This is a genomic window from Sporofaciens musculi (genome assembly GCF_009830285.1).
Lineage (GTDB): Bacteria > Bacillota > Clostridia > Lachnospirales > Lachnospiraceae > Sporofaciens > Sporofaciens musculi.
In genome coordinates this window covers 3,076,128-3,099,399 of record NZ_WUQX01000001.1, presented here as the reverse complement: position 1 = coordinate 3,099,399, position 23,272 = coordinate 3,076,128, and the positions used below count along the sequence as shown (strand labels likewise).

Annotated in this window: 24 protein-coding genes and 1 tRNA gene; 18 read left to right on the top strand and 7 right to left on the bottom strand. The window is 45.8% G+C overall.

The window, feature by feature from the left end:
• Window positions 1–16: 16 nt before the first annotated feature.
• The 3 genes from pdxA (at window position 17) to GN277_RS15685 (ending at window position 3,445) form a co-directional block, all read left to right on the top strand.
• Window positions 17–1,021 (top strand): 4-hydroxythreonine-4-phosphate dehydrogenase PdxA, encoded by a 1,005-nt coding sequence (gene pdxA / locus GN277_RS15695; protein WP_159751830.1) that lies wholly within the window; start codon window positions 17–19, stop codon window positions 1,019–1,021.
• A gap of 105 nt (window positions 1,022–1,126) precedes the next feature.
• Window positions 1,127–2,530 (top strand): GntP family permease, encoded by a 1,404-nt coding sequence (locus GN277_RS15690; protein WP_159751829.1) that lies wholly within the window; start codon window positions 1,127–1,129, stop codon window positions 2,528–2,530.
• A 165-nt stretch (window positions 2,531–2,695) separates the two neighbouring features.
• The gene (locus GN277_RS15685; RefSeq protein ID WP_159751828.1) at window positions 2,696–3,445 is read left to right on the top strand and encodes a DeoR/GlpR family DNA-binding transcription regulator; all 750 of its coding nucleotides are present in this window, start codon (window positions 2,696–2,698) and stop codon (window positions 3,443–3,445) included.
• Between the two features lie 106 nt (window positions 3,446–3,551).
• On the opposite strand, the gene truA is transcribed toward GN277_RS15685, so the two are convergent.
• The gene (gene truA / locus GN277_RS15680; RefSeq protein WP_159751827.1) at window positions 3,552–4,328 is read right to left on the bottom strand and encodes a tRNA pseudouridine(38-40) synthase TruA; all 777 of its coding nucleotides are present in this window, start codon (window positions 4,326–4,328) and stop codon (window positions 3,552–3,554) included.
• A 162-nt stretch (window positions 4,329–4,490) separates the two neighbouring features.
• Between truA and GN277_RS15675 the strand changes: the two genes are divergently transcribed.
• Entirely contained in the window at window positions 4,491–4,955 is a 465-nt protein-coding gene (locus GN277_RS15675) for an acyl-CoA thioesterase (protein WP_159751826.1), read from the top strand.
• Between the two features lie 96 nt (window positions 4,956–5,051).
• Here the strand turns inward: GN277_RS15675 and GN277_RS15670 are convergent, their stop codons facing one another.
• Window positions 5,052–5,411, bottom strand: coding sequence for a hypothetical protein (locus GN277_RS15670; protein ID WP_159751825.1), 360 nt, complete (start codon window positions 5,409–5,411; stop codon window positions 5,052–5,054).
• A 42-nt stretch (window positions 5,412–5,453) separates the two neighbouring features.
• Window positions 5,454–5,747: a hypothetical protein gene (locus GN277_RS15665; RefSeq protein ID WP_159751824.1), complete on the bottom strand. Its 294-nt coding sequence runs from the start codon at window positions 5,745–5,747 to the stop codon at window positions 5,454–5,456.
• Between the two features lie 293 nt (window positions 5,748–6,040).
• Here GN277_RS15665 and GN277_RS15660 point away from each other — a divergent pair, with 293 nt between their 5' ends.
• From GN277_RS15660 to GN277_RS15645, 4 genes are all read left to right on the top strand, one after another.
• Window positions 6,041–6,808: an ABC transporter ATP-binding protein gene (locus tag GN277_RS15660; RefSeq protein ID WP_159751823.1), complete on the top strand. Its 768-nt coding sequence runs from the start codon at window positions 6,041–6,043 to the stop codon at window positions 6,806–6,808.
• Entirely contained in the window at window positions 6,801–8,786 is a 1,986-nt protein-coding gene (locus tag GN277_RS15655; protein ID WP_159751822.1) for an ABC transporter permease, read from the top strand. The genes GN277_RS15660 and GN277_RS15655 overlap by 8 nt, the downstream gene beginning before the upstream one ends.
• 169 nt (window positions 8,787–8,955) lie before the next feature.
• The gene (locus GN277_RS15650; RefSeq protein ID WP_159751821.1) at window positions 8,956–9,300 is read left to right on the top strand and encodes a cupin domain-containing protein; all 345 of its coding nucleotides are present in this window, start codon (window positions 8,956–8,958) and stop codon (window positions 9,298–9,300) included.
• Between the two features lie 141 nt (window positions 9,301–9,441).
• Window positions 9,442–9,514, top strand: a tRNA-Thr gene (locus GN277_RS15645).
• Between the two features lie 273 nt (window positions 9,515–9,787).
• Here the strand turns inward: GN277_RS15645 and GN277_RS15640 are convergent.
• From GN277_RS15640 to GN277_RS15630, 3 genes are read right to left on the bottom strand one after another with little or no spacing between them, the layout of a single operon-like run.
• Window positions 9,788–9,976, bottom strand: coding sequence for a cysteine-rich KTR domain-containing protein (locus tag GN277_RS15640; RefSeq protein ID WP_159751820.1), 189 nt, complete (start codon window positions 9,974–9,976; stop codon window positions 9,788–9,790).
• On the bottom strand, window positions 9,973–11,226 hold the full coding sequence (locus GN277_RS15635) for an MFS transporter (RefSeq protein WP_159751819.1): 1,254 nt from the start codon (window positions 11,224–11,226) through the stop codon (window positions 9,973–9,975). The genes GN277_RS15640 and GN277_RS15635 overlap by 4 nt, the downstream gene beginning before the upstream one ends.
• The gene (locus GN277_RS15630) at window positions 11,223–11,984 is read right to left on the bottom strand and encodes a TetR/AcrR family transcriptional regulator (RefSeq protein ID WP_159751818.1); all 762 of its coding nucleotides are present in this window, start codon (window positions 11,982–11,984) and stop codon (window positions 11,223–11,225) included. The genes GN277_RS15635 and GN277_RS15630 overlap by 4 nt, the downstream gene beginning before the upstream one ends.
• A 309-nt stretch (window positions 11,985–12,293) precedes the next feature.
• On the opposite strand from GN277_RS15630, the gene GN277_RS15625 reads away from it, so the two are divergent.
• The 5 genes from GN277_RS15625 to GN277_RS15605 all read left to right on the top strand — a co-directional run bounded on the left by GN277_RS15625 (window position 12,294) and on the right by GN277_RS15605 (window position 16,862).
• A complete protein-coding gene (locus tag GN277_RS15625) occupies window positions 12,294–12,986 on the top strand; it encodes an iron-sulfur cluster assembly scaffold protein (RefSeq protein WP_159751817.1) in 693 nt (230 codons plus the stop codon).
• Between the two features lie 12 nt (window positions 12,987–12,998).
• The gene (locus GN277_RS15620) at window positions 12,999–14,009 is read left to right on the top strand and encodes a GGGtGRT protein (RefSeq protein ID WP_159751816.1); all 1,011 of its coding nucleotides are present in this window, start codon (window positions 12,999–13,001) and stop codon (window positions 14,007–14,009) included.
• Window positions 14,010–14,098: 89 nt separating this feature from the next.
• Window positions 14,099–15,103, top strand: coding sequence for an ABC transporter ATP-binding protein (locus GN277_RS15615; RefSeq protein WP_159751815.1), 1,005 nt, complete (start codon window positions 14,099–14,101; stop codon window positions 15,101–15,103).
• Entirely contained in the window at window positions 15,100–15,996 is an 897-nt protein-coding gene (locus GN277_RS15610) for an ABC transporter ATP-binding protein (protein WP_244324738.1), read from the top strand. The genes GN277_RS15615 and GN277_RS15610 overlap by 4 nt, the downstream gene beginning before the upstream one ends.
• Before the next feature lie 5 nt (window positions 15,997–16,001).
• A complete protein-coding gene (locus GN277_RS15605; RefSeq protein WP_159751814.1) occupies window positions 16,002–16,862 on the top strand; it encodes an ABC transporter permease subunit in 861 nt (286 codons plus the stop codon).
• Window positions 16,863–17,017: 155 nt separating this feature from the next.
• Here GN277_RS15605 and GN277_RS15600 read toward each other — a convergent pair whose 3' ends face one another.
• Window positions 17,018–17,722 (bottom strand): S1 RNA-binding domain-containing protein, encoded by a 705-nt coding sequence (locus tag GN277_RS15600; protein WP_159751813.1) that lies wholly within the window; start codon window positions 17,720–17,722, stop codon window positions 17,018–17,020.
• A 258-nt stretch (window positions 17,723–17,980) separates the two neighbouring features.
• Between GN277_RS15600 and GN277_RS15595 the strand changes: the two genes are divergently transcribed.
• The 5 genes from GN277_RS15595 to GN277_RS15575 all read left to right on the top strand — a co-directional run bounded on the left by GN277_RS15595 (window position 17,981) and on the right by GN277_RS15575 (window position 23,202).
• Window positions 17,981–19,627, top strand: a complete 1,647-nt coding sequence (locus GN277_RS15595; protein WP_159751812.1) for a putative manganese-dependent inorganic diphosphatase — start codon at window positions 17,981–17,983, stop codon at window positions 19,625–19,627.
• Window positions 19,628–19,645: 18 nt separating this feature from the next.
• On the top strand, window positions 19,646–20,254 hold the full coding sequence (locus GN277_RS15590) for a flavin reductase family protein (RefSeq protein WP_159751811.1): 609 nt from the start codon (window positions 19,646–19,648) through the stop codon (window positions 20,252–20,254).
• A 237-nt stretch (window positions 20,255–20,491) separates the two neighbouring features.
• Entirely contained in the window at window positions 20,492–21,103 is a 612-nt protein-coding gene (locus tag GN277_RS15585; protein ID WP_408641724.1) for a polysaccharide deacetylase family protein, read from the top strand.
• 32 nt (window positions 21,104–21,135) lie between these two features.
• Window positions 21,136–21,864 carry a tRNA threonylcarbamoyladenosine dehydratase gene (locus GN277_RS15580; RefSeq protein ID WP_159751809.1) on the top strand — a complete coding sequence of 243 codons (729 nt, stop codon included), beginning with the start codon at window positions 21,136–21,138 and terminating at the stop codon, window positions 21,862–21,864.
• A gap of 21 nt (window positions 21,865–21,885) precedes the next feature.
• Window positions 21,886–23,202, top strand: coding sequence for a replication-associated recombination protein A (locus GN277_RS15575; RefSeq protein WP_159751808.1), 1,317 nt, complete (start codon window positions 21,886–21,888; stop codon window positions 23,200–23,202).
• Window positions 23,203–23,272 lie beyond the last annotated feature (70 nt).

The following is a 23,272-nucleotide window of genomic DNA, read 5'->3' as shown; positions in this document are numbered from 1 at the left end:
GAAAGGAAGAAAAACTATGGGAAAATCACGAATCGCAGTACCAATCGGAGATCCGGCAGGAGTTGGGCCGGAGATTGTAGCAAAAACGGTGGCTTCTAAGGAAGTATTTGACATGGCAGAGTGTGTAGTTGTCGGAGACAAGACCATTATGGAGAATGCCATCAAGATTACAGACACCAATCTTACGATTCATGTCATTAATGAGCCAGAGGAAGGGGATTACCGTCAGGGTGTATTGAACCTGATTGATTTGGCAAATGTTGATATGGCAAATTTTGAGTTTGGACGGGTAAACGGCATGTGCGGAAAGGCGGCATACGCATACATTGCAAAGAGTATCGAGCTTGCCAATGCCAGGAAGGTGGACGCCGTAGCTACGACGCCCATTAACAAGGAGTCGCTGCGGGCAGGTGAGATTAACTTTATCGGACATACGGAGATTTTTGGCGCGCTGACAGATACAGAAGACCCGCTGACTATGTTTGAAACTAACGGGATGCGTGTATTCTTCCTGACAAGGCATGTGTCCTTGCGTGAAATGCTGGATATGATTACCAAGGAGAGGATCAAGGATTATGTGAAGCGGTGCCTTGAAGCCCTCAGGAAGCTTGGCGTATCAGAGGGCACGATGGCTATCGCAGGACTTAATCCCCACAGCGGAGAGCATGGGCTGTTCGGCTGGGAGGAGGTCAATGAGATTACGCCTGCGGTGGAGGAATTACAGGCAGAGGGCTACAATGTGGTAGGGCCTATCGGTGCGGATTCTGTGTTCCATCAGGCGGCAATCGGGAAATACAACAGCGTGTTATCCCTCTATCATGACCAGGGGCACATTGCCACAAAGACCCTTGATTTTGAGAAGACCATTGCCATTACCAACGGGATGCCGATTCTTCGTACTTCAGTAGACCACGGAACTGCATTCGACATTGCAGGAAAGGGAATCGTAAGTGCAGTCAGCATGATTGAGGCTGTTTTGCTGGCGGCGAAGTATGCGCCGAATTTTACGAAGAAGCCATAGACAGGTTCATGGGGGGAAAGACAGACGGTGAATTTCATTCACCGTCTAGGCCAGAGAGATCTGTTTGTGTAAAGAATTAATAATTATAAGAAAAGAGGTTTAGATATGGTAAACGGACTGAGTGGACAGAGAATGTTAATAGGTCTGGCAATCGGTATTGCCGTCCTGATATTCCTGGTTTTAAAGACAAAGGTACAGGCGTTTCTGGCGCTGATTATCTGTACGATTATTGTGGGTGTTGTAGGCGGAATGCCTCTGGTAAATATCACCCTTGAGGACGGAAAGACTTTTGGTATCGTAAATTCCATTACGTCGGGATTTGGCGGCACGCTGGGCAGTATCGGTATTATTATCGGCTTCGGCGTTATGATGGGGCAAATCTTTGAAGTGACAGGAGCAGCGAAGCGAATGGCTCATACATTCCTTAAGCTATTCGGCAAGAAAAGGGAAGAGGAAGCCTTGGCGCTTACAGGCTTTTTGGTATCCATCCCGATTTTCTGTGATTCTGGCTTCGTGGTATTGGCGCCCATTGCTAAGGCGATTTCCAAGGCGACGAAGAAATCCGTCATAGCCCTTGGCGTATCACTGGCGGCTGGTCTTGTAATCACTCACTCCCTGGTTCCTCCAACACCTGGTCCTCTTGGCGTGTGTGGTATCTTCGGAGTGGATGTAGGAAAGTTTATTTTGCTTACCATCGTTCTTGCGCTTCCTATGGCGATTGCGTGTATCGCATATGCCAGAATGGTGTTGGCGAAGAAGTATTATCGTATTGTAAATGAAGAAGGCGAGATTATTGAGGCGCCTTACCAGGAGCCGGATTATGAGAACGCTTTTTCTATGGATTTGACAGGAATGCCGGGAACTCTTGAATCCTTCATGCCTCTGATTGTGCCGATCATTCTGATTCTCATCAATACGATTGCGTCAGCCCTGGGTAAGACAACGGGCTTCATGGAGATTCTGGTGTTCCTTGGACAGCCGATTGTAGCGGTAGGACTTGGACTTTTGGTGGCAATCTTCACATTGGGAAGAAATCTTGACAGGCAGACCTGTATCTCTGAGATGGAGAAGGGTATGATGTCCGCAGGAATTATTATGCTGGTGACTGGCGGAGGCGGAGCCCTGGGACAGATCATTAAGGATTCCGGACTTGGAACATTTATGGCAGAAGGGCTTGCACAGACGGCGGTTCCGATTATTATTCTTCCGCTGATTATCTCAACTGCAATGCGTTTCATTCAGGGCTCTGGTACAGTAGCCATGACAACAGCGGCAAGTATCTCTGCGCCTATCGTGGTAGCGTCAGGCGCAAGCCCGCTGCTTGGGGCAGTTGCATGCTGCGTTGGCTCTCTGTTCTTCGGATACTTTAACGACAGTTACTTCTGGGTGGTAAACCGTACCCTTGGAGTCAGTGAGGCAAAGGATCAGTTGACGGTTTGGTCCATTACTTCCACCGTTGCATGGGCGGTTGGCGTCGTGGAGGTTATTATATTGAATATCTTTATGTAATCATGTGACAGAAGCCCTAAGGCTGGCGGAGAATGGTGTAAACTCATTTCCGCTGGCCTTTTTTGCTGGACAAATGTATGTATCAAGGTTAATATAATAGCAGACAGGATGTTTTGCAGGATTTATGACAGAGTATATTTGTAACAGAGCAGGAGGGAGAAGGGCATGTTTGCGGCAGAGAGACAGGCTATGATTGTAGAAATGCTCCAGAGAAACGGCAGTGTCCAGGTAGACGCTCTGGCGCGGGAGTTGGGCGTTAGCGCAATGACGATCCGTCGGGATCTTGTGAAGCTTAAGGAGGATAACAAGATTGAACGCTGTCACGGCGGCGCGGTGGCGAAGCATGAGGAAATCTACGCTGACAAGCAGATCAGCCATCAGGGGGCCAAGCAAAAACTGGCGAGAGTGTGTGCCTTGCTGGTGTCGGAAGGCGATACGGTATTCCTGGATGCAGGAACCACCACCTATGAGGTGGCGAAGCTGATTAAGGATGTGAAGGGAATCCTGGTTGTCACCAATGATCTTGAGATTGCTCAGCTTTTGAAAAACAGTGAGGCGGAATTATTTATCTGTGGCGGAAGTATTCAGAAGTCCACTGGTAGTATGTTCGGGCGTTATGCGACGCAGATGTTGGCGGATTTCAAATTCGACATAGGATTTTTTGGGGCGGCGTCTGTCAATGAGGAGTTTGAGGTGACCACCCCCACTTCTGAGAAGATGTGGCTGAAACGCAACACGCCGAAGCAGTGTGAGAAAGCATATCTGGTGGTGGACAAGTCTAAATTCGGGAGGCAGGCAATGACCAAGATTAATCACCTGTGGGATTACACTGGGGTGGTGACGGATAAAGAATTCGACGATAAGGAGAGGGAGAGGCTAAAAGAACGGAACACGGTGATTATCGGTGTTGAATGAAATATAGAACCAAGGTTGTTTTCATAATATGGATAGGAGGTCAGGATATGTACGATTACCGTAATATGTGTTGTATACTGCGATAATCGTATATATCCTGATTAACTTAATATGAAATCTCCTGAAGATAGAGTCCCTTTGGGTCACAGGGCGCGCTTGGCGACTGGATGCCATCGAAGATATCCTCAATATCCTCCTTAGGCCGGACTCCGTGTCCGATATCCAGGAGAGTTCCGACAATCAGGCGGGCCATATTGTGGAGAAAATCGTCTGCATAGAGAATAATCTGCATCTCCTGTGCGGCGCTGTATATCTCAATATCATAAATCTTCCGAACGGTGGATTTGCTCTTTTTGGCGGTGGAGAAGTTCTTAAAGTCATGGGTTCCCACCAGCAGCAGAGAAGCCTGGCGCATCAACTGTTTGTCCGGAACCTTAAAACAGTGATAGGTATATTTGCGGTCGAATACGCTTGGGACATCGTCAACGGTCATGCGGAACATATAGGTCTTGGAAATGGCGTTTAACTGGGAGTGGAAACGTTCGGACATCTCCTCCACATTCACGATAGCAATATCCATAGGAAGGTATCGGTTTAAGTAACGCTTCATGTCCATGATATCCATGTCGGAGGCTGTCTTAAAATTGGCTGTCTGCCCATAAGCATGAACGCCCACCTCTGTACGGCAGCCGCAGAACAGCTCGATCTGCTCCTCGCCGGTCATTTTCTTTAACACCTCAAGAATTTTGTTGGAAATGGTATTGTTGGATTCGTCTTTACCCAGGCGCGCCCAACCCTGGTAACGGCTTCCGTCGTATTCGATAGTGATTTTAATATTTCTAAGGGAAATCTCTACTTCTTTTACTTTCCGTCGTCTTCTCATATTCAGAGACCTCATCTTTCTATACAGATAATAAATTTGTCATAAATTAAACATAGTATAGCAAATCTTGTGTTATAATAAAAGGGTTTATGAGAAAAGAATCAAGATGAATTTCATCCCTGATGGGTCTGCCCTTCGGGTATAGAACAGGAGAGCCGTGAAATGAGTGCAGAGAGCAGAAAAGTATCAGAATCTATAGTCGAAACCGTCCATATTGTCCGTCCCAACCATCTGAATGCCGTTGGCCGTCTGTTTGGCGGTATTTTAATGCAATGGATTGACGAGGTTGCTGCCCTGGCAGCGAAGCGCCACGCCCATATGAATGTTACCACAGCGTCGGTAGATAACCTTCGTTTTCTGAGAGGGGCCTATCAGAATGACGTGATTATTATCATGGGAAAGGTTACCTATGTAGGCCGTACCTCTATGGAGGTGAAGGTTGATACTTACATTGAGGACCTGGAGGGAAGGAGAAGCCATATTAATCAGGCGTTTTTTACTATGGTGGCATTGGATGAAAAGGACAGACCAGCACCGGTGCCTGGGTTAATCCTTGAAACGAAGGAAGAAAAGGCTGTCTGGGAGGAGGCGCTTCTTCGGCGGCAGACGCGGGAACATAGGAGGTAGAGAGAAAGTAGTTGAACTGATGCCTCCATAACCTGTAAATAAAAAGAGTGCAAAGCCCTTGATAATTCAATAGACCTTACACCCCTTTGATGATAACTATGATATCTTTTTCAGCTTTTCACTGTGATCAGAGATAACCTTTTTCATGATATCCATGTCGGCTTGCATTGCTTCAATCTGAGACGTAGCGTCTTGATACCGTTTTGCTGCTGGTACATAATTCTCAACAAGTATATTGATTTCATGCAAAATATCATTCTCAATGATCAAGCTGATTCTGGTTTGCTCATCCTTGATTCTGGTTTGCTCATCCTTGATTCTGGTTTGTTCATCCTTGATTCTGGTTTGTTCGTCCTTGATAGATTTGATATCATTTTCCATGGGCTTTAGTTTTGCGTCTAATTTCACATCTAGTAATTGAGAGATTGCCAATAAATCTTCATTTGTCAATGTCATGATTATCACCCCTTCTATTGGTTATATAAAAGTTTGTGGTTGCTATGCTATTTGACTAATTCGTTCTTTTACTTTCCGTAACTCATTTTCAAGATGATTGACTCTAAGAAGAAGAATTTCTTTTTCATTCTCGACTTTTAACGCTTGATCAAGTTTACGGCTTAAGTCAAGATGTCCTTCTGCTATGATTTTGATACCGTGGTTGGTTTCATTTTCCAATGTTAGTTCAAGGCTTGTTATTTTTTTCTCTAATGTATCAATATCATCTTTGATCGGTTTTAGCTTATCGTCTAATAGATTAGACATCGCCTGTAAATCATCATTTGTCAATGCCATGATTATCACCCCGTCTGAGATTGTCCGTTGTCTTGGTAGTAGTATTATATCACGCTTGGGGTATAAAGTCTATTGAATTGTCTAGGCGATTTGGTGTTTGAAAAATATCTTCAGGAAATGCTGAAAACAGCTAAAAATCGATTAAAACAGGCATAAGATTTTAAAACGCATTTCTTACAGGAATGTAAGGTTCAATAGAGAAAATGTCACCTAATTCGATGGAAAGGCATTTCTTTTTTCTTTATAATGGGATGTGTAATCAAGAAAATATCACATGAAAGGACGGAAAACATATGGCATTGTTAGAAGTAAAAAATGTAAAGAAAATATATACGACCAGATTCGGCGGAAACCAGGTGGAGGCGCTGCGTGATGTGAATTTCTCCGTCGAGCCGAGAGAGTATGTAGCGATTATGGGAGAATCTGGCTCTGGCAAGACGACTCTGTTAAATATCCTGGCGGCCCTTGACAGGCCCACAGGAGGCAAGGTCTACCTGAAGGGCAGGGACTTAGGCACAGTGAAGGAAAAAGAGATTGCCGCATTCCGCAGGCAGAATCTTGGGTTCGTGTTTCAGGACTTTAATCTTCTGGATACGTTTTCTCTCAAGGATAATATCTTCCTTCCGCTGGTGCTTTCCGGAAAGAAGTACGAGGAGATGGAGACAAAGCTCATGCCAATCGCGCAGATGCTTGGAATTCATGAACTTTTGGAAAAGTACCCCTACGAGGTGTCCGGAGGGCAGAAGCAGCGGGCGGCGGTTGCCAGGGCGTTAATCACAAAGCCTCAGTTAATTCTGGCGGACGAGCCAACCGGCGCCTTAGACTCCAGGGCAGCTGACGGGCTTCTAAATCTTTTTACAGAAATCAATGAGGACGGCCAGACCATCCTCATGGTCACCCACAGCGTCAAGGCGGCAAGCACCGCGAATCGGGTGCTGTTCATCAAGGACGGAGAAGTATTTCACCAGCTATACCGCGGAAATCTGACCAATGAGCAGATGTACCAGAAGATTTCTGATACGCTGACAGTACTGACTACGGGAGGTGAGGGCGTTGAGTAGCTCTATCTATGGAAAACTTGCATTGACAAATCTTAAGAACAACCGAAAGACCTACATTCCATATATCCTTACGGCAATTCTTACGGTGATGATGTACTATATTATGGATGACCTGTCCAGAAATTCCGGTATCAGTTATGAAAGCCTGCATATGATACTTGTTTATGCCAGGGCGGTAATCGTTATATTTGCGGTAATCTTCCTGTTTTACACCAACAGTTTTTTGATTAAACGCAGGAAGAAGGAAATCGGCGTCTATAATATCCTTGGCATGGGGAAACGGCATATTGCCAGGATGCTTATTGTTGAGACGATGGTGACGGCAGTAGTCAGCATCAGTGCAGGAATTATTTTCGGGCTCATTTTCAGCAAGCTAACGTACCTGATTCTGCTAAAAATTTTGAACTATGGCATCAACATGGATTTTGAATTTTCAAAGGAAACGTTGATGTATACATTAGTATTTTTCCTGGTCATCTTTCTTATGACTTTGTTTTATAATTTGTTCCAGATTCAGCTCTCTAATCCCATAGAGCTGCTTCACGGAGGCAGCCAGGGGGAAAAAGAGCCGAAAACAAAGTGGTTTATGACCGTATTTGGGGTGGTGTCGCTGGGAATCGGGTATTTTATCGCTGTGACGGTAGACCACCCTTTGGCGGCAATCCAGGCATTTTTTGTTGCAGTCGTATGCGTTATTCTTGGGACTTACGCACTTTTTACGGCCGGAAGCGTTGCACTTCTTAAGGGGCTTCGCAGGAATAAGAAATTCTACTATCAGACAAAGCATTTCAGCGCGGTAGCAGGGATGATTTACCGGATGAAGCAAAATGCAGTAGGGCTTGCCAACATCTGTATCTTAAGTACCATGGTGTTGGTGATGATTTCCACTACAATCTCTCTCTATGTGGGAATGGAGGATGTGCTTGAAACTAGATATCCAAGGGAGTTCGAGGCCAAGACCAACGTGTCCACTCCAGAGTCAGACCAGGCGATTGAGAGGATTGTGGAGGAGGAGTTGGCAAATGCAGGAGTGAAGGCAAAGTCCATGCTTCGGTATCATGACGGAAGTATAGCGGCGTTAAGACAGGGAAATGGCTTCGCGTTGCAGAAATTTGGAAATTACGGCGTTGATGATGTTGTAGAAATATGGATGATACCGCTTGAGGATTATAATCAGACGGAAGGCACTAAGGATTGCCTTGGACCCGACGAGGTGTATATCTACAGTACAGGGGAAGTCTGGGGAGAGGATACGGTTCAGATTGGCGAGCAGACCTATCAGGTGACGAAGGAACTTGACAATATGAAGATTGCGCCCAAGGATGAGCAGAGGATGGTGGACGGATATTATATTATTGTTTCTGATGCAGAGCAAATCGGGGAGATTCTGAGAAGGAATTATGAAGACAGCGATATGCAGCCAGATTGGGTGGAGCAGATGGCAGCTCTTGATTACCGCTTGACCTTTGATTTGGAAGGGAAGGAGGAAGACTGCCTGAATGTAATGAAGGTAATGAAGGACAGGATTGAGAGGGAAGTCCACAGCGGATTTTGTGAGGGCAGAGAGCTTAGCAGAGAAGAATTTTATTTCCTATATGGAGGACTTTTATTTATCGGTATTTACCTTGGAAGCCTGTTTTTAATGGCAACGGTGCTGATTATGTATTATAAACAGATTTCCGAAGGGTATGACGATAGGGAACGTTACCAGATTATGCAGAAAGTAGGAATGAGCAAACGGGAGGTCAAACATTCCATACGAAGCCAGGTGCTAATGGTATTCTTCCTGCCCCTTGTGATGGCGGTGCTTCATATCTCGGTAGCCTTTGGGGTAATTACGAAGCTGTTGGCAATACTGAATCTTACGAATGTTCCGTTGTTCCTCATATGTACGATTATAACGGTTATTGTGTTTGCGTTATTCTATGGAATCGTATTTTCACTGACGGCGAGAGAGTATTATAAAATTGTGAATTAATAAGATATTCGTTGTACAGGCACCCTGACCATGGTATAATAGGTATCGTAAGACGACGGTATATATTATACCAAAGGGGTGTCAGAGGGCATTTTGAAAAGTTAAAGAAGATATCATAGTTTGTAGATTTCGGCCAATAAAAGGGGTAAATAATAAGGAGAGAACAGACATGACAAAAGCAGGAGAAAGAGAAGTTGTAAAGGTAGAACATGTAGGCGGAGGCGCTGGATTTATCATGAAGGAGGCATTACTTGGCCCAGAAGAACAGGGAGATTACTGCAGGATGTTCAGCAAAGTGACTTTGCCGCCCAACTGCGAGCTTGGCCACCATGAGCATCATGGCGAGACGGAGACCTACTATATTTTAAGTGGGACAGGAATGTATGACGATAACGGAAAGGCGATTCCGGCAGAGCCAGGCGACGTATTCTTCTGCAAAGACGGCGACGGCCACGGCATGAAGAATACAGGGACAGAGGATTTGACTTTTGTAGCGTTAATCCTGAAAAAATAGCCTGAAAGCCTGGCAAATCCTGTCTGAAAAGAGGAGTATCCATTTTTGCAGCAATTTTTTGAAAATTTTTGAAAAAAATTGTTGCAAAAATTGGGAAAGTTGCTATAATAGTAGTCGTGGTTGTGAAAGACAAGGCCATAGGCTGGAATAGCTCAGTCGGTAGAGCACTTCACTCGTAATGAAGGGGTCGTCGGTTCAAGTCCGATTTCCAGCTTTTTGAATTTTTGAATAAGATGTCACAGATTTTAAGAGTCTGTGACCACAAGTCCATGGGGACAAGGAACGAATCCCCGAATCGTGTTGCAGCACAGTTCGGGGATTATTCTTTTTATCCAATACTCTTGTACATTATTCTCAAAGATTTGTTCTTGAACAGGGATTTTTTTGGCTGGCCTCCTGCCATTCCACGAAAAACAGTAAAGTGAAAATCTTGACTGTCTGCGTAATCAAAAACAGAGCCAACAAACTGTGATTTTATTTCACAAGTTCATTGGCTCTGCGTCATTGCGTCTGGCTCTCTGATAACAGTCATATTCATTTTTCGGACATTTATAAGAGTTTCCAGTTTGCATTTTGGGCAAAATAAAGGGAATTTCTCAAGTACCGTATCTTCGCGCAATTTCAATCTTGTCTTGCTTCCACATACAGGACACAATAACCATTTTTCCTGTTTCATGCTGCCACCTCCTGCTGTTCCCTTTCCATATTCTTAAAAAAGCTCATTGCAGACAACCCTACAATGCAAACTATGATACCAGTGGGTATTAAGACGAAATATACAGCACTATGAAATCTGTCAAACAGAAAACCATACACGACCTGGCCTATGGGCTGAACGCATAAAGTAACTGTTGATGTATAAGCCATCACTTTTCCTATTAAATGATTTGGCGTCCTCTGTTGAATGAGGGAAACGGCAAAAATAGAAAATATACTGATAACAGCCTGCATACCGCAAAAGGATACTATCGTAACACCATACTTTATGGTGGCGGTCACTGGCAAAAGAAAAATAACACCAGCAGGGATAATAAAAATACCCAGAAATGCAAGCAGGACAGATAATTTATATATTTTCAATTTCTCGGCCCAAACTCCTGCGGCAATACTCCCTAAAATTGTAGCGACTGCTAACGCACTTTCCGCAGCCCCATAATACTTTGCATTAAATCCAAGGACAGTCCGCACAAGAAAGGGAAGCCCGACTATGGTAATACCCATCACAAAAAACCTTGAGAATGCCGTTAAGAGCAGCATTTTTGATATGCTTGCCTGTTCTTTTGAAATATACTGCATACTTGATAAAAAGTCCTGCTTTACAATCTGAAGCACACCGCCTTTATTTTGAGTATGCTGATAGCTCAATTTTATAAAACATTCAAAGAGGGCAGTAATAAAAAAACAGACAACGCTTGCATACATTACGGGTTTCAATCCAAGCATGGCATAAAGTACGCCGCCCAACATAGGGGCAATCAGATAGGATAAAGACGCCACTTGATTTACAACGGCATTTCCTTTCATAATATTGTCGCCTTGCAGCATGGTAGGAATACACGCTTGAACAGTAGGCGTTTCAAACGCACCGAAAATAGAAAGTATAAGAAGCAGCGTACTGATTACGGCAATGGCATTGCTTTCCGACAGGAATAATGCCGCACATAAAACCGATACGCCGGTCAATGCGTCTAACGCTACCATAATATTCCGCCTGTCTGCCCTGTCCGCCAAGATGCCGCCCAGTGGTGAAAATAGAATGGTCGGGATTGTAGCAGCAGACAATATCCCTGCAAATATGGCTGCTGAACCAGTCACTTCCAGTACATACATGGATAATGCCAGTTTTAATATAAAATTTCCAAACAATGAGGTTAGCTGCCCCAAAATAAGAAGCGTGAAATTTTTCGTAAATAATTTTTCTGTCATAGCTCATCCCCTCCTTTTACATTATTATTGCCTGCATTCTCTGGCATAGAGGTATACCCGCAGGGTGTTTCCTTGATTTTGCCTGCATTCTCTGGCATAGAGGTATACCCGCAGGGTGTTTCCGTAATATCAGTGATAAATTTTTCTGTAAAGGATGTCATATTATCATCATAAAGTGGCAGCCCCATATGGGCTAATACTTCTTTCACAAAATGGTATTTATGAAGCAATTCTTCCTCTGTGGCAGGGAATACCGAAGGCATGAGCCAGAAGTTGACAAGCGGCAAAAGCTCGGAGAGTTCCTTTGTATATTCCGTCTTGATAGAACCGTCCTGTTTTCCCTCCTTTAACAATTCCAACCACAAGGGAGTTAATACACGCCTGTTTTCCCCAACTGCTGCCGCCAAAATGTGCGGGTCTTTCAAAATCGGGACCGCCTGTATGTTTAGCTGGTTTCGTTTAGCGTCCGACTGATTCAGCGCAAGCAATGCCCTGATTTTTTGTAAACCGTTCAAGTCATCCCTCCCCTTAACTGCTTTAAATGGATTGTCCTCGAAAAACATTTGATTGCCTAATGCGTACATCACCTCCTCTTTGCTTTTGAAACAGCGGTAAAACATTCCTTTTGCCCCACCCACCTTGTCCATAATATCGGAAATCGAAGTTTCCTCATATCCTTTAGAAATAAATAGGTTTTGGGCAGCATTTAGAATTTCTTTTCTCCATTCCTCTGGTGTCTTTTTTACAGGTCTAGCCAAATTTTATTGCACCTCCTTTGTATTTAGTTATTGACTGTAAGTCAATAACTATTTTAGCACCATTCTAAAGTTTTTGCAATAGCCATAATTTGACATAGAAATCACTCATTTACAAAATCCACAAAATTTTAGAGTTTTATCCCTATCTGGTTTCATACTTGGTTTATATCACCAAAAATATCATGAAAATATCAGAAAGATATAATTGACGAATTTTAGATAATGTGAGAAAATATAAACAAGTATGGTGTTAAAGTTATAACAAGCCTTACGACAGAAAAATCATACATAGTTGAAAGGAGTTTTAAAATGATTTATTCACACGAAGTAGAAATGATGTGTCCTGTAGCTCAGGGTGCAAATCACGGGCCAGCTCCGATTCCGGAAGAAGCAAAATGGGTAAAGGCAAAAGAGGTAAAAGACATCTCTGGTCTGACACATGGCGTTGGCTGGTGCGCACCGCAGCAGGGAGCCTGCAAACTCACTTTAAACGTTAAGGATGGTATTATCCAGGAAGCATTGGTTGAGACCCTTGGATGTTCAGGAATGACACACTCTGCTGCCATGGCATCTGAGATCCTTCCAGGCAAGACAATCTTAGAAGCTCTAAATACGGATCTTGTCTGTGATGCAATCAACACCGCAATGAGAGAATTATTCCTGCAGATCGTATACGGAAGAACCCAGAGTGCATTTTCAGAGGACGGACTTCCAATCGGCGCAGGCCTTGAAGACCTTGGAAAAGGACTTCGCTCACAGGTTGGTACTATGTATGGAACATTAGCAAAGGGTCCTCGTTATCTGGAGATGGCAGAAGGCTATGTGACAGGAATCGCATTGGATGACCATGACGAGATCATCGGTTACCAGTTCGTCAATCTTGGAAAGTTCACGGACTTCATCAAAGCAGGCGATACACCGAACGACGCATGGGACAAGGCAAAAGGACAGTACGGACGTGTTGCAGACGCAGCGAAGATCATCGACCCAAGAAAAGAGTAGGAGGACAAGTAAATGGCTTTATTTGAATCATATGAAAGAAGAATTGATAAAATCAATGAAGTATTAGGAAGCTATGGCATTGCTTCCATCGAAGAGGCAGAGAAGATTACCAAGGATGCCGGACTTGACGTTTACAATCAGGTAAAGGGTATCCAGCCTATATGTTTCGAGAACGCATGCTGGGCATATACCGTAGGCGCGGCTATTGCCATCAAGAAGGGCTGCAAGACTGCTGCTGAGGCTGCTGCTGCAATCGGAGAAGGCTTACAGGCATTCTGTATTCCTGGCTCTGTTGCTGACCAGAGGAAGGTTGGCCTTGGACACGGTAACTTAGGAAAGATGCTTCTTGAGGAGGATACAGACTGCTTCGCATTCCTGGCCGGACACGAATCATTTGCTGCTGCAGAGGGCGCCATCGGTATTGCAGAGAAGGCTAACAAGGTTCGTAAGAAACCACTTCGCGTTATCCTGAACGGACTTGGAAAGGACGCAGCGAAGATTATTTCCAGAATTAACGGATTTACATACGTTGAGACAGATTATGATTATTACACAGGCGAATTGAAGGAGGTGCAGAGAATTCCTTACTCTGAGGGACTTCGCTCTAAGGTAAACTGCTATGGCGCCAACGACGTTCGCGAAGGTGTTGCAATCATGCACAAGGAGGGCGTAGACGTATCTATCACTGGTAACTCTACCAACCCCACACGTTTCCAGCATCCGGTTGCAGGTACATATAAGAAGGAATGTATCGAGCAGGGCAAGAAGTATTTCTCCGTTGCATCCGGCGGCGGTACAGGACGTACCCTTCATCCAGATAACATGGCTGCAGGACCGGCTTCTTACGGTATGACCGATACTCTGGGACGTATGCATTCTGACGCTCAGTTTGCAGGCTCCTCCTCCGTACCGGCTCACGTTGAGATGATGGGATTAATCGGCGCAGGAAATAACCCTATGGTTGGAATGACTGTTGCTGTTGCTGTTGCGCTTGAGGAAGCGGCGAAGGCTGGCAAGTTTTAAATCATAGTGTAGAATCAAGGGCTATCGTTGACGTGAGGTGTCGGCGGTAGCCTTAAATTAGTTTATTTTCAGAAGAGGGGAGGCGCCTTATGAGTGTGATAGACATCAGAAATTTAACGAAGGATTACGGCAAAGGACGGGGTGTCTTCGATCTCTCCCTGCATGTGGATAAAGGGGTATGCTACGGTTTTTTGGGACCCAACGGGGCGGGCAAGACCACGACAATCCGTCACTTGATGGGCTTTTCAAAACCTCAGAAGGGGGAAGCCGAGATCTGGGGAATGAATTGCCAAAAGCATGGGGCTGAATTGAAAGGAATGGTAGGGTATCTGCCAGGGGAGATTGCATTTCCCAAGATGATGACTGGCAGACGGTTTCTTGAATATATGAGAAGGTTAAGGAGGATGGAGAAGATATTCCATCGGGGAAAGCCTGTGAATTTAGGAGTCGAACCGGAAGATGCGGGGGATGCTGCGGATTACTTTAACCGTCTCCTAAGAATGTTTTCACTGGATATAAGCATGAGAATCCGTGACATGAGCATCGGGGAGAAACGTAAACTGGCTGTGGTTACGGCGTTTATGCACGATCCTGATGTGCTGATTCTGGACGAGCCCACTTCTGGGTTAGATCCGGTTATGCAGGAGGTGTTTATTGACTTTATCCGTTCGGAGAAGAAGCGGGGCAAGACAATCTTTTTGTCCAGCCACATTTTCCAGGAGGTTGACGCTGTATGCGACCGTATTGCAATCATCAAGGACGGCAGGATTGCGGCTGATTTTGGAGCAAATGAGTTAAAGGAGCAGAAACAGTGGATTTATAAGGTATCTTTTGAGACGGAGAGGGATTACAGCCGTTTTATTGAAAATGATTTTCTGTTTACCAATCAGGACCCCAAACAGATGTCGGTTCGGTTTATGGTGGATATGAACGGGCTCAACAGAATGCTTCCTATTCTTTCTGAGCTGAATGTTGCAGATATCAGTGAGATTCCCTACACTCTGGAGGACCATTTTATGAAGTTTTACAGGGTAGACGATGAAGCGCTAAAAGAGCCGGACAATGACCTGGGGATTTCGGGAGGTGCATTATGACCAATATCATAGAACTTACCAGCGTTACGAAGGATTTTGGCAAGGGGCGCGGTATTTTTGACGTAAGTATAAGCATAAAACCAGGGATGGTCTATGGATATTTGGGCACGAATGGTTCAGGGAAGACCACAACCATCCGCAATCTTATGGGTTTTTTGAAGCCTCAGCAAGGAACGGTCCGAATTAAAGGCAAGGACGCCTGGAAGGATCGGACAGAATTAAAATATGATATAGGTTACGTAGCCGGACAGTTTGAATTTCCGCGTCTTCGTACCGGAACACAGTTTTTGCGATACTATGCTAAATATCTTGGGATCACGGATTTCACATATATGGAGCGTCTAATCGAGCTTTTTAAGCTTGATACGTCGGTCAACCTAAAAAGGATGTCCAAAGGGATGAAACAGAAGACCGCCCTGGTTGCTGCCTTTATGGGCGATCAGGAGATTCTCATTCTGGATGAGCCGACTACTGGTCTTGACCCGCTTATGAGGGAGGTTTTCCTTAAGCTGGTTCGTGAGGAGAAGGCAAAGGGAAAGACTATATTCATGTCCAGCCACATTTTTCAGGAGATTGAGGAGGTCTGCGATGTGGCGGCGATTATCCACAAGGGAAGAGTGGTGGATACGGTTGATGTTGACAAAATACGCAATCCAGAGAATAAATGGTTTGGCATTACGTTTAACACGGCATGGGACAGGGCTGATTTTGTGGACAGATTTCGCTTTGATACCGTGAAGATTGTGGGCGGGCGTTCATGTGAGGTGACGATTCCTGCTATGGATCTTATGATACTGCTGCAGCATTTGAAGGGGTATCTGCTCTGTGAATTTCAGGAGAAGCACACAACCCTTGAGACTTATTTTAAAGAGGCGATTCGTAAAGGAGAATGACAGGGATGAAGACAACGAAATTATTTTCAAGACCGCTGTTTGGACAGAATATGAGAACCTACTGGTTTTTTGTCCTGGCGGTGGTCTTAATCATGTCGATGATGAGCGGCGTGGTGACGATTGCCATTGATGCCATCCAGTCGGAGCTGGCAGGGGACCTAAATGGGGAGATGCTGGAGAAAATGGGGAAGACGGGCCTTGAGATTCCTCATATGGACCCCAGCGTAATTCTGGATACCATGTATTATAAGGTGATTGTGCTGATTCCGATTTTCCTTTTGGTGGTTGTGGCATCCAATGCTCTGATTGCCTCCCAGGTGGACGACGGCTCGATGGCGTATATTTTGGCCACCCCCACAGAGCGCAGGGCGGTGGCGTTTACCCATATGGTATTCATGCTGGTGGTTCCACTGCTGATCATGGGGATTGTATGTGGTGTCAAATGTGCGCTGAATGAGCAGATTATAGGGGATGTTGACTGGGAGGCTACAGTCGTTAAGTTTGCCGGAATGTATGTCCTGGTGGAAGCGGTTTCAGCCGTCTGCTATCTGGGAAGCTGTCTGTTTAACCGTAGCAGCAGGGCTCTTACGTTCGGCGGAGGGATTACGGTCTGGTGCTTTATCGCGTCTCTTCTCGGTGTGTTTGGCTCAGACAAGCTGGTGGAGATGGGTGTTGGAATTACTGAGCTTGATATCTTTAATCAGTTGACGTTGGTTGGACTTTTGGATATTACAGCCATGGAAACTGTGGGGAGCGACATGGTGAATTATGATTTTCTATGGAAGCTTGGGATTCTGGCAGGTATCGCGGCTGTAGCTTACGGGGCGGGGGCCTTAAGATTTTGCAGGAAGGATCTGCCTTTGTAGGCTCTAAGAGAGACAAAACAAGCAGAGCTTTTAAGGCGTAAGCTTAGCAGATACAGGCATAAAATAAAAAGGAAGGGCCGCCGCAGATGAAACGATCTGCACTAGCCCTTCCGCCTACCGGCAGTCTTTGAAAAGCCGGCTTCCATTCGGAATATTTAATTTAATTTGATTCCCTTAAACAGCTCGCCTAAGTTGGTGCCGATGCTCTCAGACTTCGGAATGTTTACTTTCTCAACCGGCTCCTCTTTTACTTCCTCCAGGGCTTTCATGCTGAGACTAATCTTACCGTCCTTAAGCCCAATAATCTTTACTTTGACTTCGTCGCCTGTGTTCAGCACATCCTTCGGTGACTTCACGCGCTTCTGGCTAATCTGGGATACATGAACCAGACCGGATAAGCCGTCTTCTAAGCGGATAAATGCGCCGTAGTTCTGAAGGCTTTCTACCGTTCCATTTACAACGCTGCCAATCTTCACATTGGCGATTTTTTCTTCCATGGCTTTTTTCTCTTTTTCTTTGAGTATCTCACGGGCAGAGAGTACCAGACGCTCGCTGGCCTGATCTACTTCGATAACCTTTACCTCGATATCCTTAAGCAGATAGGTCTCAAGATCTTCGATGTAGGACAGGGACAGCCTTGAGGCAGGAATGAATCCCCTCAGTCCCTCTACCATGGCAATGGCGCCGCCGTTCACGATTCCCTCCACCTTAACAGGAAGAATGGTGCCTTTCTCTTTGTAGGATGCCACGAGATTCCAGGGATTGGCATCGTCAAAATGTTCCTCAAAGTCTGCCATGGTTTCTTCTGTGTTGCTGATGGCAGCTTCTGCTGCTGTTTCTTGTAATAATTCTTCACTCATAGTATTATTCCCTTTCGCTAGCAAGACTTGTACGTTATCCTATACCATTCCCAGTATCACGCGTCATCAAGCCATCAGGCTGACAATCTGTTAAGGTATCAGCGTACTTCCCTAATTATAACATAAAAACAGGAAAAAGTTCATAAAAAAATTGTATTTGTGAATATTTCATCAAAATTTATGGTTGACGAAAGACAAAAAAGATGGCACTCTTATATTTAGAAGCGAAAGAAATCTGATTTTGGGGATGTGATAACAATGGGAAAGAAGACTGGAAAAGTATATGTTGTAGGGCATAAGAATCCGGATACAGACTCAATCTGTTCCGCGATTGCCTATGCGAATTTGAAAAAAGAGGTAACAGGTGATGAGTATGTCGCAAAGAGGGCAGGGCAGATTAATGAGGAGACTCTCTATGTGCTTAAGCGGTTCAAGGTGCGGGCGCCGGAGCTTCTGTCCAACGTAAAGCTTCAGGTAAAGGATATCGACATACATAAGATAGAGGGTGTAGAGCCCAATGTATCGATTAAGGCTACTTGGGAGAAGATGAAGGAGCAGAATGTGAAGACCCTTCCTATTTTAAAGGAGGACGAACTGGTGGGGGTAATCTCCACAGGAGACATTGCCACTTCTTATATGGAGGTCTATGACAGCAATATTCTGTCAGAGGCAAAGACACAGTATAAGAATATTGTGGAGACTTTAGACGGGACCTTAATCTGCGGCAATGACCACGGATATTTTACCAGAGGGAAGGTGACGATTGGCGCGTCAAGTCCGGAGCTTATGGAGGAATTCATTGAGAAGGATGACCTGGTAATCTTAAGCAACCGCTACGAATCCCAGGCCTGCGCTGTAGATATTGATGTAAGCTGTCTGGTGGTGTGCCAGGGGGCGGAGGTGTCAAAACGGTTAGTCAAGAGAGCGGAAGAACAGAGTATTGTGATTATCAGTACGCCTCACGATACTTATACAGTGGCGCGGCTCATTAACCAGAGTATACCGGTAAAGCATTTTATGACCAAGGCGCCTCTTATGACCTTCCGCATGACGGACTATGTGGACGATATCAAGGACTCTATGACGAAGAAGAAGTTCAGAGATTTCCCGATTCTTGACAGGCACGGACGGTTTAAGGGGTTCATTTCCAGACGGCGGTTCCTGGATGTGAGCAAGAAACGGGTGATTCTGGTGGACCATAACGAAAAGTCACAGGCAGTAGACGGGATTGAGGAGGCGGAGATTGTGGAGATTATCGACCACCACAGACTCGGCAGCATCGAGACCATGGGGCCGGTGTTCTTCCGCAATCAGCCGGTGGGCTGTACGGCCACCATCGTTTACCAGATGTATGAGGAGTATGGGGTGAAGATTACTCCGACCATTGCGGGGCTTTTATGCTCTGCCATTATCTCAGATACCCTGCTGTTCCGTTCGCCCACCTGCACTCAGGTTGACGAGAAGGCGGCGAAGAAGCTTGCGAAGATTGCTGATATTGAGCTTGAGCAGATGGCGGGAGAGATGTTCAAGGCGGGAAGTAGCCTGGCAGGAAAGAGTGCCCAGGAGATTTGTTTCCAGGATTTCAAACAGTTTACCGTAAATGACGTGGTGTTCGGCGTGGGACAGATTAACTCTATGAATAAGGACGAGTTAAAGGAAATCAGGGAGGTGCTTCTGCCTCATCTGCCGGAGGTGCTTAAGTCTAATAACCTGCAGATGGTTTATTTTATGCTGACGGATATTCTGGACGAGTCCACAGAGCTGCTGTGCGTGGGAAATAATGCTAAGGAATATATTATTGACGCCTTTGATCTTGGGGAGGACACGGATAAGGTGGTGCTTAAGGGCGTGGTGTCAAGGAAAAAGCAGTTAATCCCTACGCTGGTTGGAACTCTGCAGCAGTAGACAAAAAGGAGTGCTTGGATGAAGAATACAGACAAGAAGAAAATAAAAGGGAAGAAGGCGGGAAACAGACAGATTTGGAAGGCGGGCAATATGCTGTATCCCCTTCCGGCTGTGATGGTCAGCGCATCGGATAAGGAGGGCAATTCCAACATCCTGACTGTGGCCTGGACTGGAACAGTCTGCTCTGATCCTGCCATGCTCTATATTTCCGTGAGACCAGAGCGTTATTCCTACCATATGATTCGCGAGACAGGGGAATTTGTGGTCAACTTGACCACAGAAGAATTGGCCTTTGCTACTGACTGGTGCGGCGTAAAGTCTGGCAGGGATGTGGATAAATGGAAGGAAATGAAGCTGACAAAGGGCGAGGCGGCGAAGCTTAAGTTTGCCCCTGTGATTCTGGAGAGTCCGGTCAATATTGAATGCAAGGTGACAGAGGTTCGTGAGCTTGGCTCCCATCATATGTTCCTTGCAAGGGTTGCGGCGGTTCAGGCAGACGAAAAATATATGAATAAGAAGGGAAAGTTTGAATTGAACTCTACAGGGCTTTTGGCCTATTCCCACGGAGAATACCTGGGACTTGGCAAAGAGCTTGGAGGGTTCGGCTTTAGTGTAAAGAAGCGGTAATAAATCTACCACATTTCAATAGATACATGTCTTTTTGATTTGGGACGCAGTAAAGCGCATTTTACTGCGTCCCCCCTACATACATATAGTAAGAAGGGTATTGTAATCTGAGGTGTGGATATGAAGAAACAGGACTACTTTAAGATATTGATTCTGTGCGGCCTGCTCTATATGTTCTGTCTGTTTCAATTTTTGGGAATTTCATTGGGTAGGATTGGCGATGGACAAAAGACGGGGATGAAGGGGACGACCAAGGAAACAATAGAACATAAGACTTCCTCTATGGAAGGGGAGGCGCCGCGTATCGCAATCACCTTTGATGACGGTCCAAGCGCTCACTGTACTGGCCGGCTGTTGGACGGACTTAAGGAGAGGGGAATTAAAGGTACATTTTTTCTGATTGGGAAGAATGCCGAGGAAAATCCAGAGCTGGTTAAACGTCTCTATGAGGAGGGGCATCTTATTGGGAACCATACTTACAGCCATGTGGAGATTACCAAGCTTTCGGATGAGGACGCCAAGAAAGAGATTATGGAGACAGACCGTGTTATCAGCTCGATTACGGGAGAGCATGTGGAATATATGCGTCCGCCCTTTGGACTCTGGCAGGAGGAGTTGGAAGAGGAGCTGGATGTGCTGCCTGTGATGTGGAGTGTTGACCCTCTGGACTGGACGACAAAGAATGTGGAGGAAGTTGTGAATAAGGTAGTGACGGAAACCGAGGAGAATGATATTATTCTTCTGCATGACTGTTACGATTCCAGTGTGGATGCTGCCCTTAGGATTGTGGATATTCTGAAGAAAAAGGGATTTGAATTTGTGACTGTGGATGAATTGCTTATGGATTAGTGTGCCTTTGGGTATAAGACGGGAGAGGAAAAATGGAAAATGAATTTGCCAGAACAGAATTATTGATCGGAAGCGAGGGGCTTGCACGACTTCGGGCGGCTTCGGTGATGGTGCTTGGGGTGGGAGGCGTGGGCTCCCACTGTATTGAGGCGCTGGCCCGAAGCGGCGTAGGGAAGCTGATTTTGGTGGATCATGACAGGGTTTCTGTGTCGAATATCAACCGTCAGTCCATTGCAATGCACAGTACGGTGGGACAGTATAAGACCAGGGTTATGAAGGCGAAGATTAAGGATATCAGCCCTCAGACGGAGGTGATTACTTATGAGCGCTTCGTGCTGCCGGAAAATATGGAGGAGATTTTTGCTCAGAAGCCGGATTACATTGTTGACGCAATCGACACGGTGACAGCGAAGCTGGCTCTCATCCAGAGAGCTATTGACTATGGGCTTCCCATCATCAGCAGTATGGGAACTGGAAATAAGCTGCATGGGGAGTTGTTTGAGATTACGGATATCAGTAAGACCAGTGTGTGTCCTCTGTGCAAGGTCATGAGAAGGGAGCTTCGCGCCAGGGGAATCGAGCATTTAAAGGTGCTGTATTCGCCGGAGAAGCCGATAAGGGTGTCTGCGTCGGTTGAGGAAGTAAAAACTAATCAGGAGAAGGAGCACAGGCGGGGAGTTCCCGGAAGTGTTTCCTTCGTCCCCCCTGTGGCGGGGCTTTTGATTGCCGGCGAGGTAATCCGTGAGCTTGCCGGAATATAGAGCAAAAGGAGAAATCAGGCTATGGATTTATTTGAATATGCAAGAGAAAAAAACATGGACAGGGAGGCGCCTCTGGCGTCAAGGCTGCGTCCGGCGACTCTTGACGAGGTGGTGGGGCAGCAGCACATCATTGGGAAGGATAAGCTTTTGTACCGTGCCATCAAGGCGGACAAGTTAAGCTCAATTATATTTTACGGGCCGCCGGGGACAGGGAAGACCACTCTTGCCAAGGTGATTGCCAATACCACCAGCGCAGAGTTTACCCAGATTAATGCGACGGTGGCGGGAAAGAAGGATATGGAGGCCGTGGTGCTAAAGGCTAAGGAGACCCTTGGTATGTATCAGAAGCGCACCATCCTGTTTGTGGACGAGATTCACAGGTTCAATAAGGGACAGCAGGACTATCTTCTGCCGTTTGTGGAGGACGGAACGATTATCCTGATTGGCGCAACCACGGAGAACCCATATTTTGAGGTAAATGGCGCCCTGATTTCCCGCTCTAGTATCTTTGAGCTAAAGCCCCTTTCTAGGGAGGATATTAAGACTGTGCTTCGTCGGGCGGTTTACGATACAGAAAAGGGAATGGGGAGTTATGATGCAGATATTGATGACGACGCCTTAGAATTTTTAGCAGATATTTCCGGAGGAGATGCCAGGAATGCGTTGAATGCGGTGGAGCTTGGAATCCTGACGACAGAAAAAAGCGGGGACGGCAGGATTCATATTACCCTTGAGGTGGCGGCGGAGTGTATCCAGAAACGGGTAGTGCGTTATGACAAGACAGGAGACAACCACTACGATACCATTTCCGCATTTATTAAGAGTATGCGTGGGTCGGATGCGGACGCGGCTGTCTATTATCTGGCGAAGATGCTGTACGCAGGTGAGGACATCAAGTTCATTGCCAGGAGAATTATGATTTGCGCCTCTGAGGACGTGGGAAATGCAGACCCCATGGCTCTTACGGTGGCGGTGTCAGCGGCGCAGGCTGTGGAGAGGATTGGAATGCCGGAGGCGCAGATTATTCTGTCCCAGGCAGTCCTGTATGTGGCGACGGCGCCAAAGAGTAATTCTGCGTGCAATGCTATTTTTGTTGCCTTTGAAAATGTAAAGCAGCATAGGACTACGGTTCCTGCTCACCTTCAGGACGCCCATTACAAGAGCTCAGGAAAGCTTGGACGGGGGATTGGCTATCAGTATGCTCACGATTATCCCAATCATTATGTAAAGCAGCAGTATCTTCCTGACGAGATTCGTGACGCCAGATTCTATGAGCCGTCGGACAATGGGCATGAGAAGGAGATTCGGGAGTGGATGGAGTTCATAAGGAGGCAGTAGCGTAAGGGACGGCGTTCCTGGGAGGGCTTTACATTTTATGTCTGAAAGAGTATAATCGAACCATAGAAGC

Coding starts and splice junctions, on each gene's coding strand:
- GN277_RS15670 (WP_159751825.1), bottom strand. CDS start 5,411: ATGACATTGACAAATGAAGATTTATTGGCAATCTCTCAATTACTAGAT.
- GN277_RS15620 (WP_159751816.1), top strand. CDS start 12,999: ATGGCTTTATTTGAATCATATGAAAGAAGAATTGATAAAATCAATGAA.
- GN277_RS15665 (WP_159751824.1), bottom strand. CDS start 5,747: ATGGCATTGACAAATGATGATTTACAGGCGATGTCTAATCTATTAGAC.
- GN277_RS15605 (WP_159751814.1), top strand. CDS start 16,002: ATGAAGACAACGAAATTATTTTCAAGACCGCTGTTTGGACAGAATATG.
- GN277_RS15690 (WP_159751829.1), top strand. CDS start 1,127: ATGGTAAACGGACTGAGTGGACAGAGAATGTTAATAGGTCTGGCAATC.
- GN277_RS15590 (WP_159751811.1), top strand. CDS start 19,646: ATGAAGAATACAGACAAGAAGAAAATAAAAGGGAAGAAGGCGGGAAAC.
- GN277_RS15600 (WP_159751813.1), bottom strand. CDS start 17,722: ATGAGTGAAGAATTATTACAAGAAACAGCAGCAGAAGCTGCCATCAGC.
- GN277_RS15575 (WP_159751808.1), top strand. CDS start 21,886: ATGGATTTATTTGAATATGCAAGAGAAAAAAACATGGACAGGGAGGCG.
- truA (WP_159751827.1), bottom strand. CDS start 4,328: ATGAGAAGACGACGGAAAGTAAAAGAAGTAGAGATTTCCCTTAGAAAT.
- GN277_RS15650 (WP_159751821.1), top strand. CDS start 8,956: ATGACAAAAGCAGGAGAAAGAGAAGTTGTAAAGGTAGAACATGTAGGC.
- GN277_RS15610 (WP_244324738.1), top strand. CDS start 15,100: ATGACCAATATCATAGAACTTACCAGCGTTACGAAGGATTTTGGCAAG.
- GN277_RS15625 (WP_159751817.1), top strand. CDS start 12,294: ATGATTTATTCACACGAAGTAGAAATGATGTGTCCTGTAGCTCAGGGT.
- GN277_RS15585 (WP_408641724.1), top strand. CDS start 20,492: ATGAAGGGGACGACCAAGGAAACAATAGAACATAAGACTTCCTCTATG.
- GN277_RS15660 (WP_159751823.1), top strand. CDS start 6,041: ATGGCATTGTTAGAAGTAAAAAATGTAAAGAAAATATATACGACCAGA.
- GN277_RS15580 (WP_159751809.1), top strand. CDS start 21,136: ATGGAAAATGAATTTGCCAGAACAGAATTATTGATCGGAAGCGAGGGG.
- GN277_RS15640 (WP_159751820.1), bottom strand. CDS start 9,976: ATGAAACAGGAAAAATGGTTATTGTGTCCTGTATGTGGAAGCAAGACA.
- GN277_RS15685 (WP_159751828.1), top strand. CDS start 2,696: ATGTTTGCGGCAGAGAGACAGGCTATGATTGTAGAAATGCTCCAGAGA.
- GN277_RS15615 (WP_159751815.1), top strand. CDS start 14,099: ATGAGTGTGATAGACATCAGAAATTTAACGAAGGATTACGGCAAAGGA.
- GN277_RS15635 (WP_159751819.1), bottom strand. CDS start 11,226: ATGACAGAAAAATTATTTACGAAAAATTTCACGCTTCTTATTTTGGGG.
- pdxA (WP_159751830.1), top strand. CDS start 17: ATGGGAAAATCACGAATCGCAGTACCAATCGGAGATCCGGCAGGAGTT.
- GN277_RS15595 (WP_159751812.1), top strand. CDS start 17,981: ATGGGAAAGAAGACTGGAAAAGTATATGTTGTAGGGCATAAGAATCCG.
- GN277_RS15675 (WP_159751826.1), top strand. CDS start 4,491: ATGAGTGCAGAGAGCAGAAAAGTATCAGAATCTATAGTCGAAACCGTC.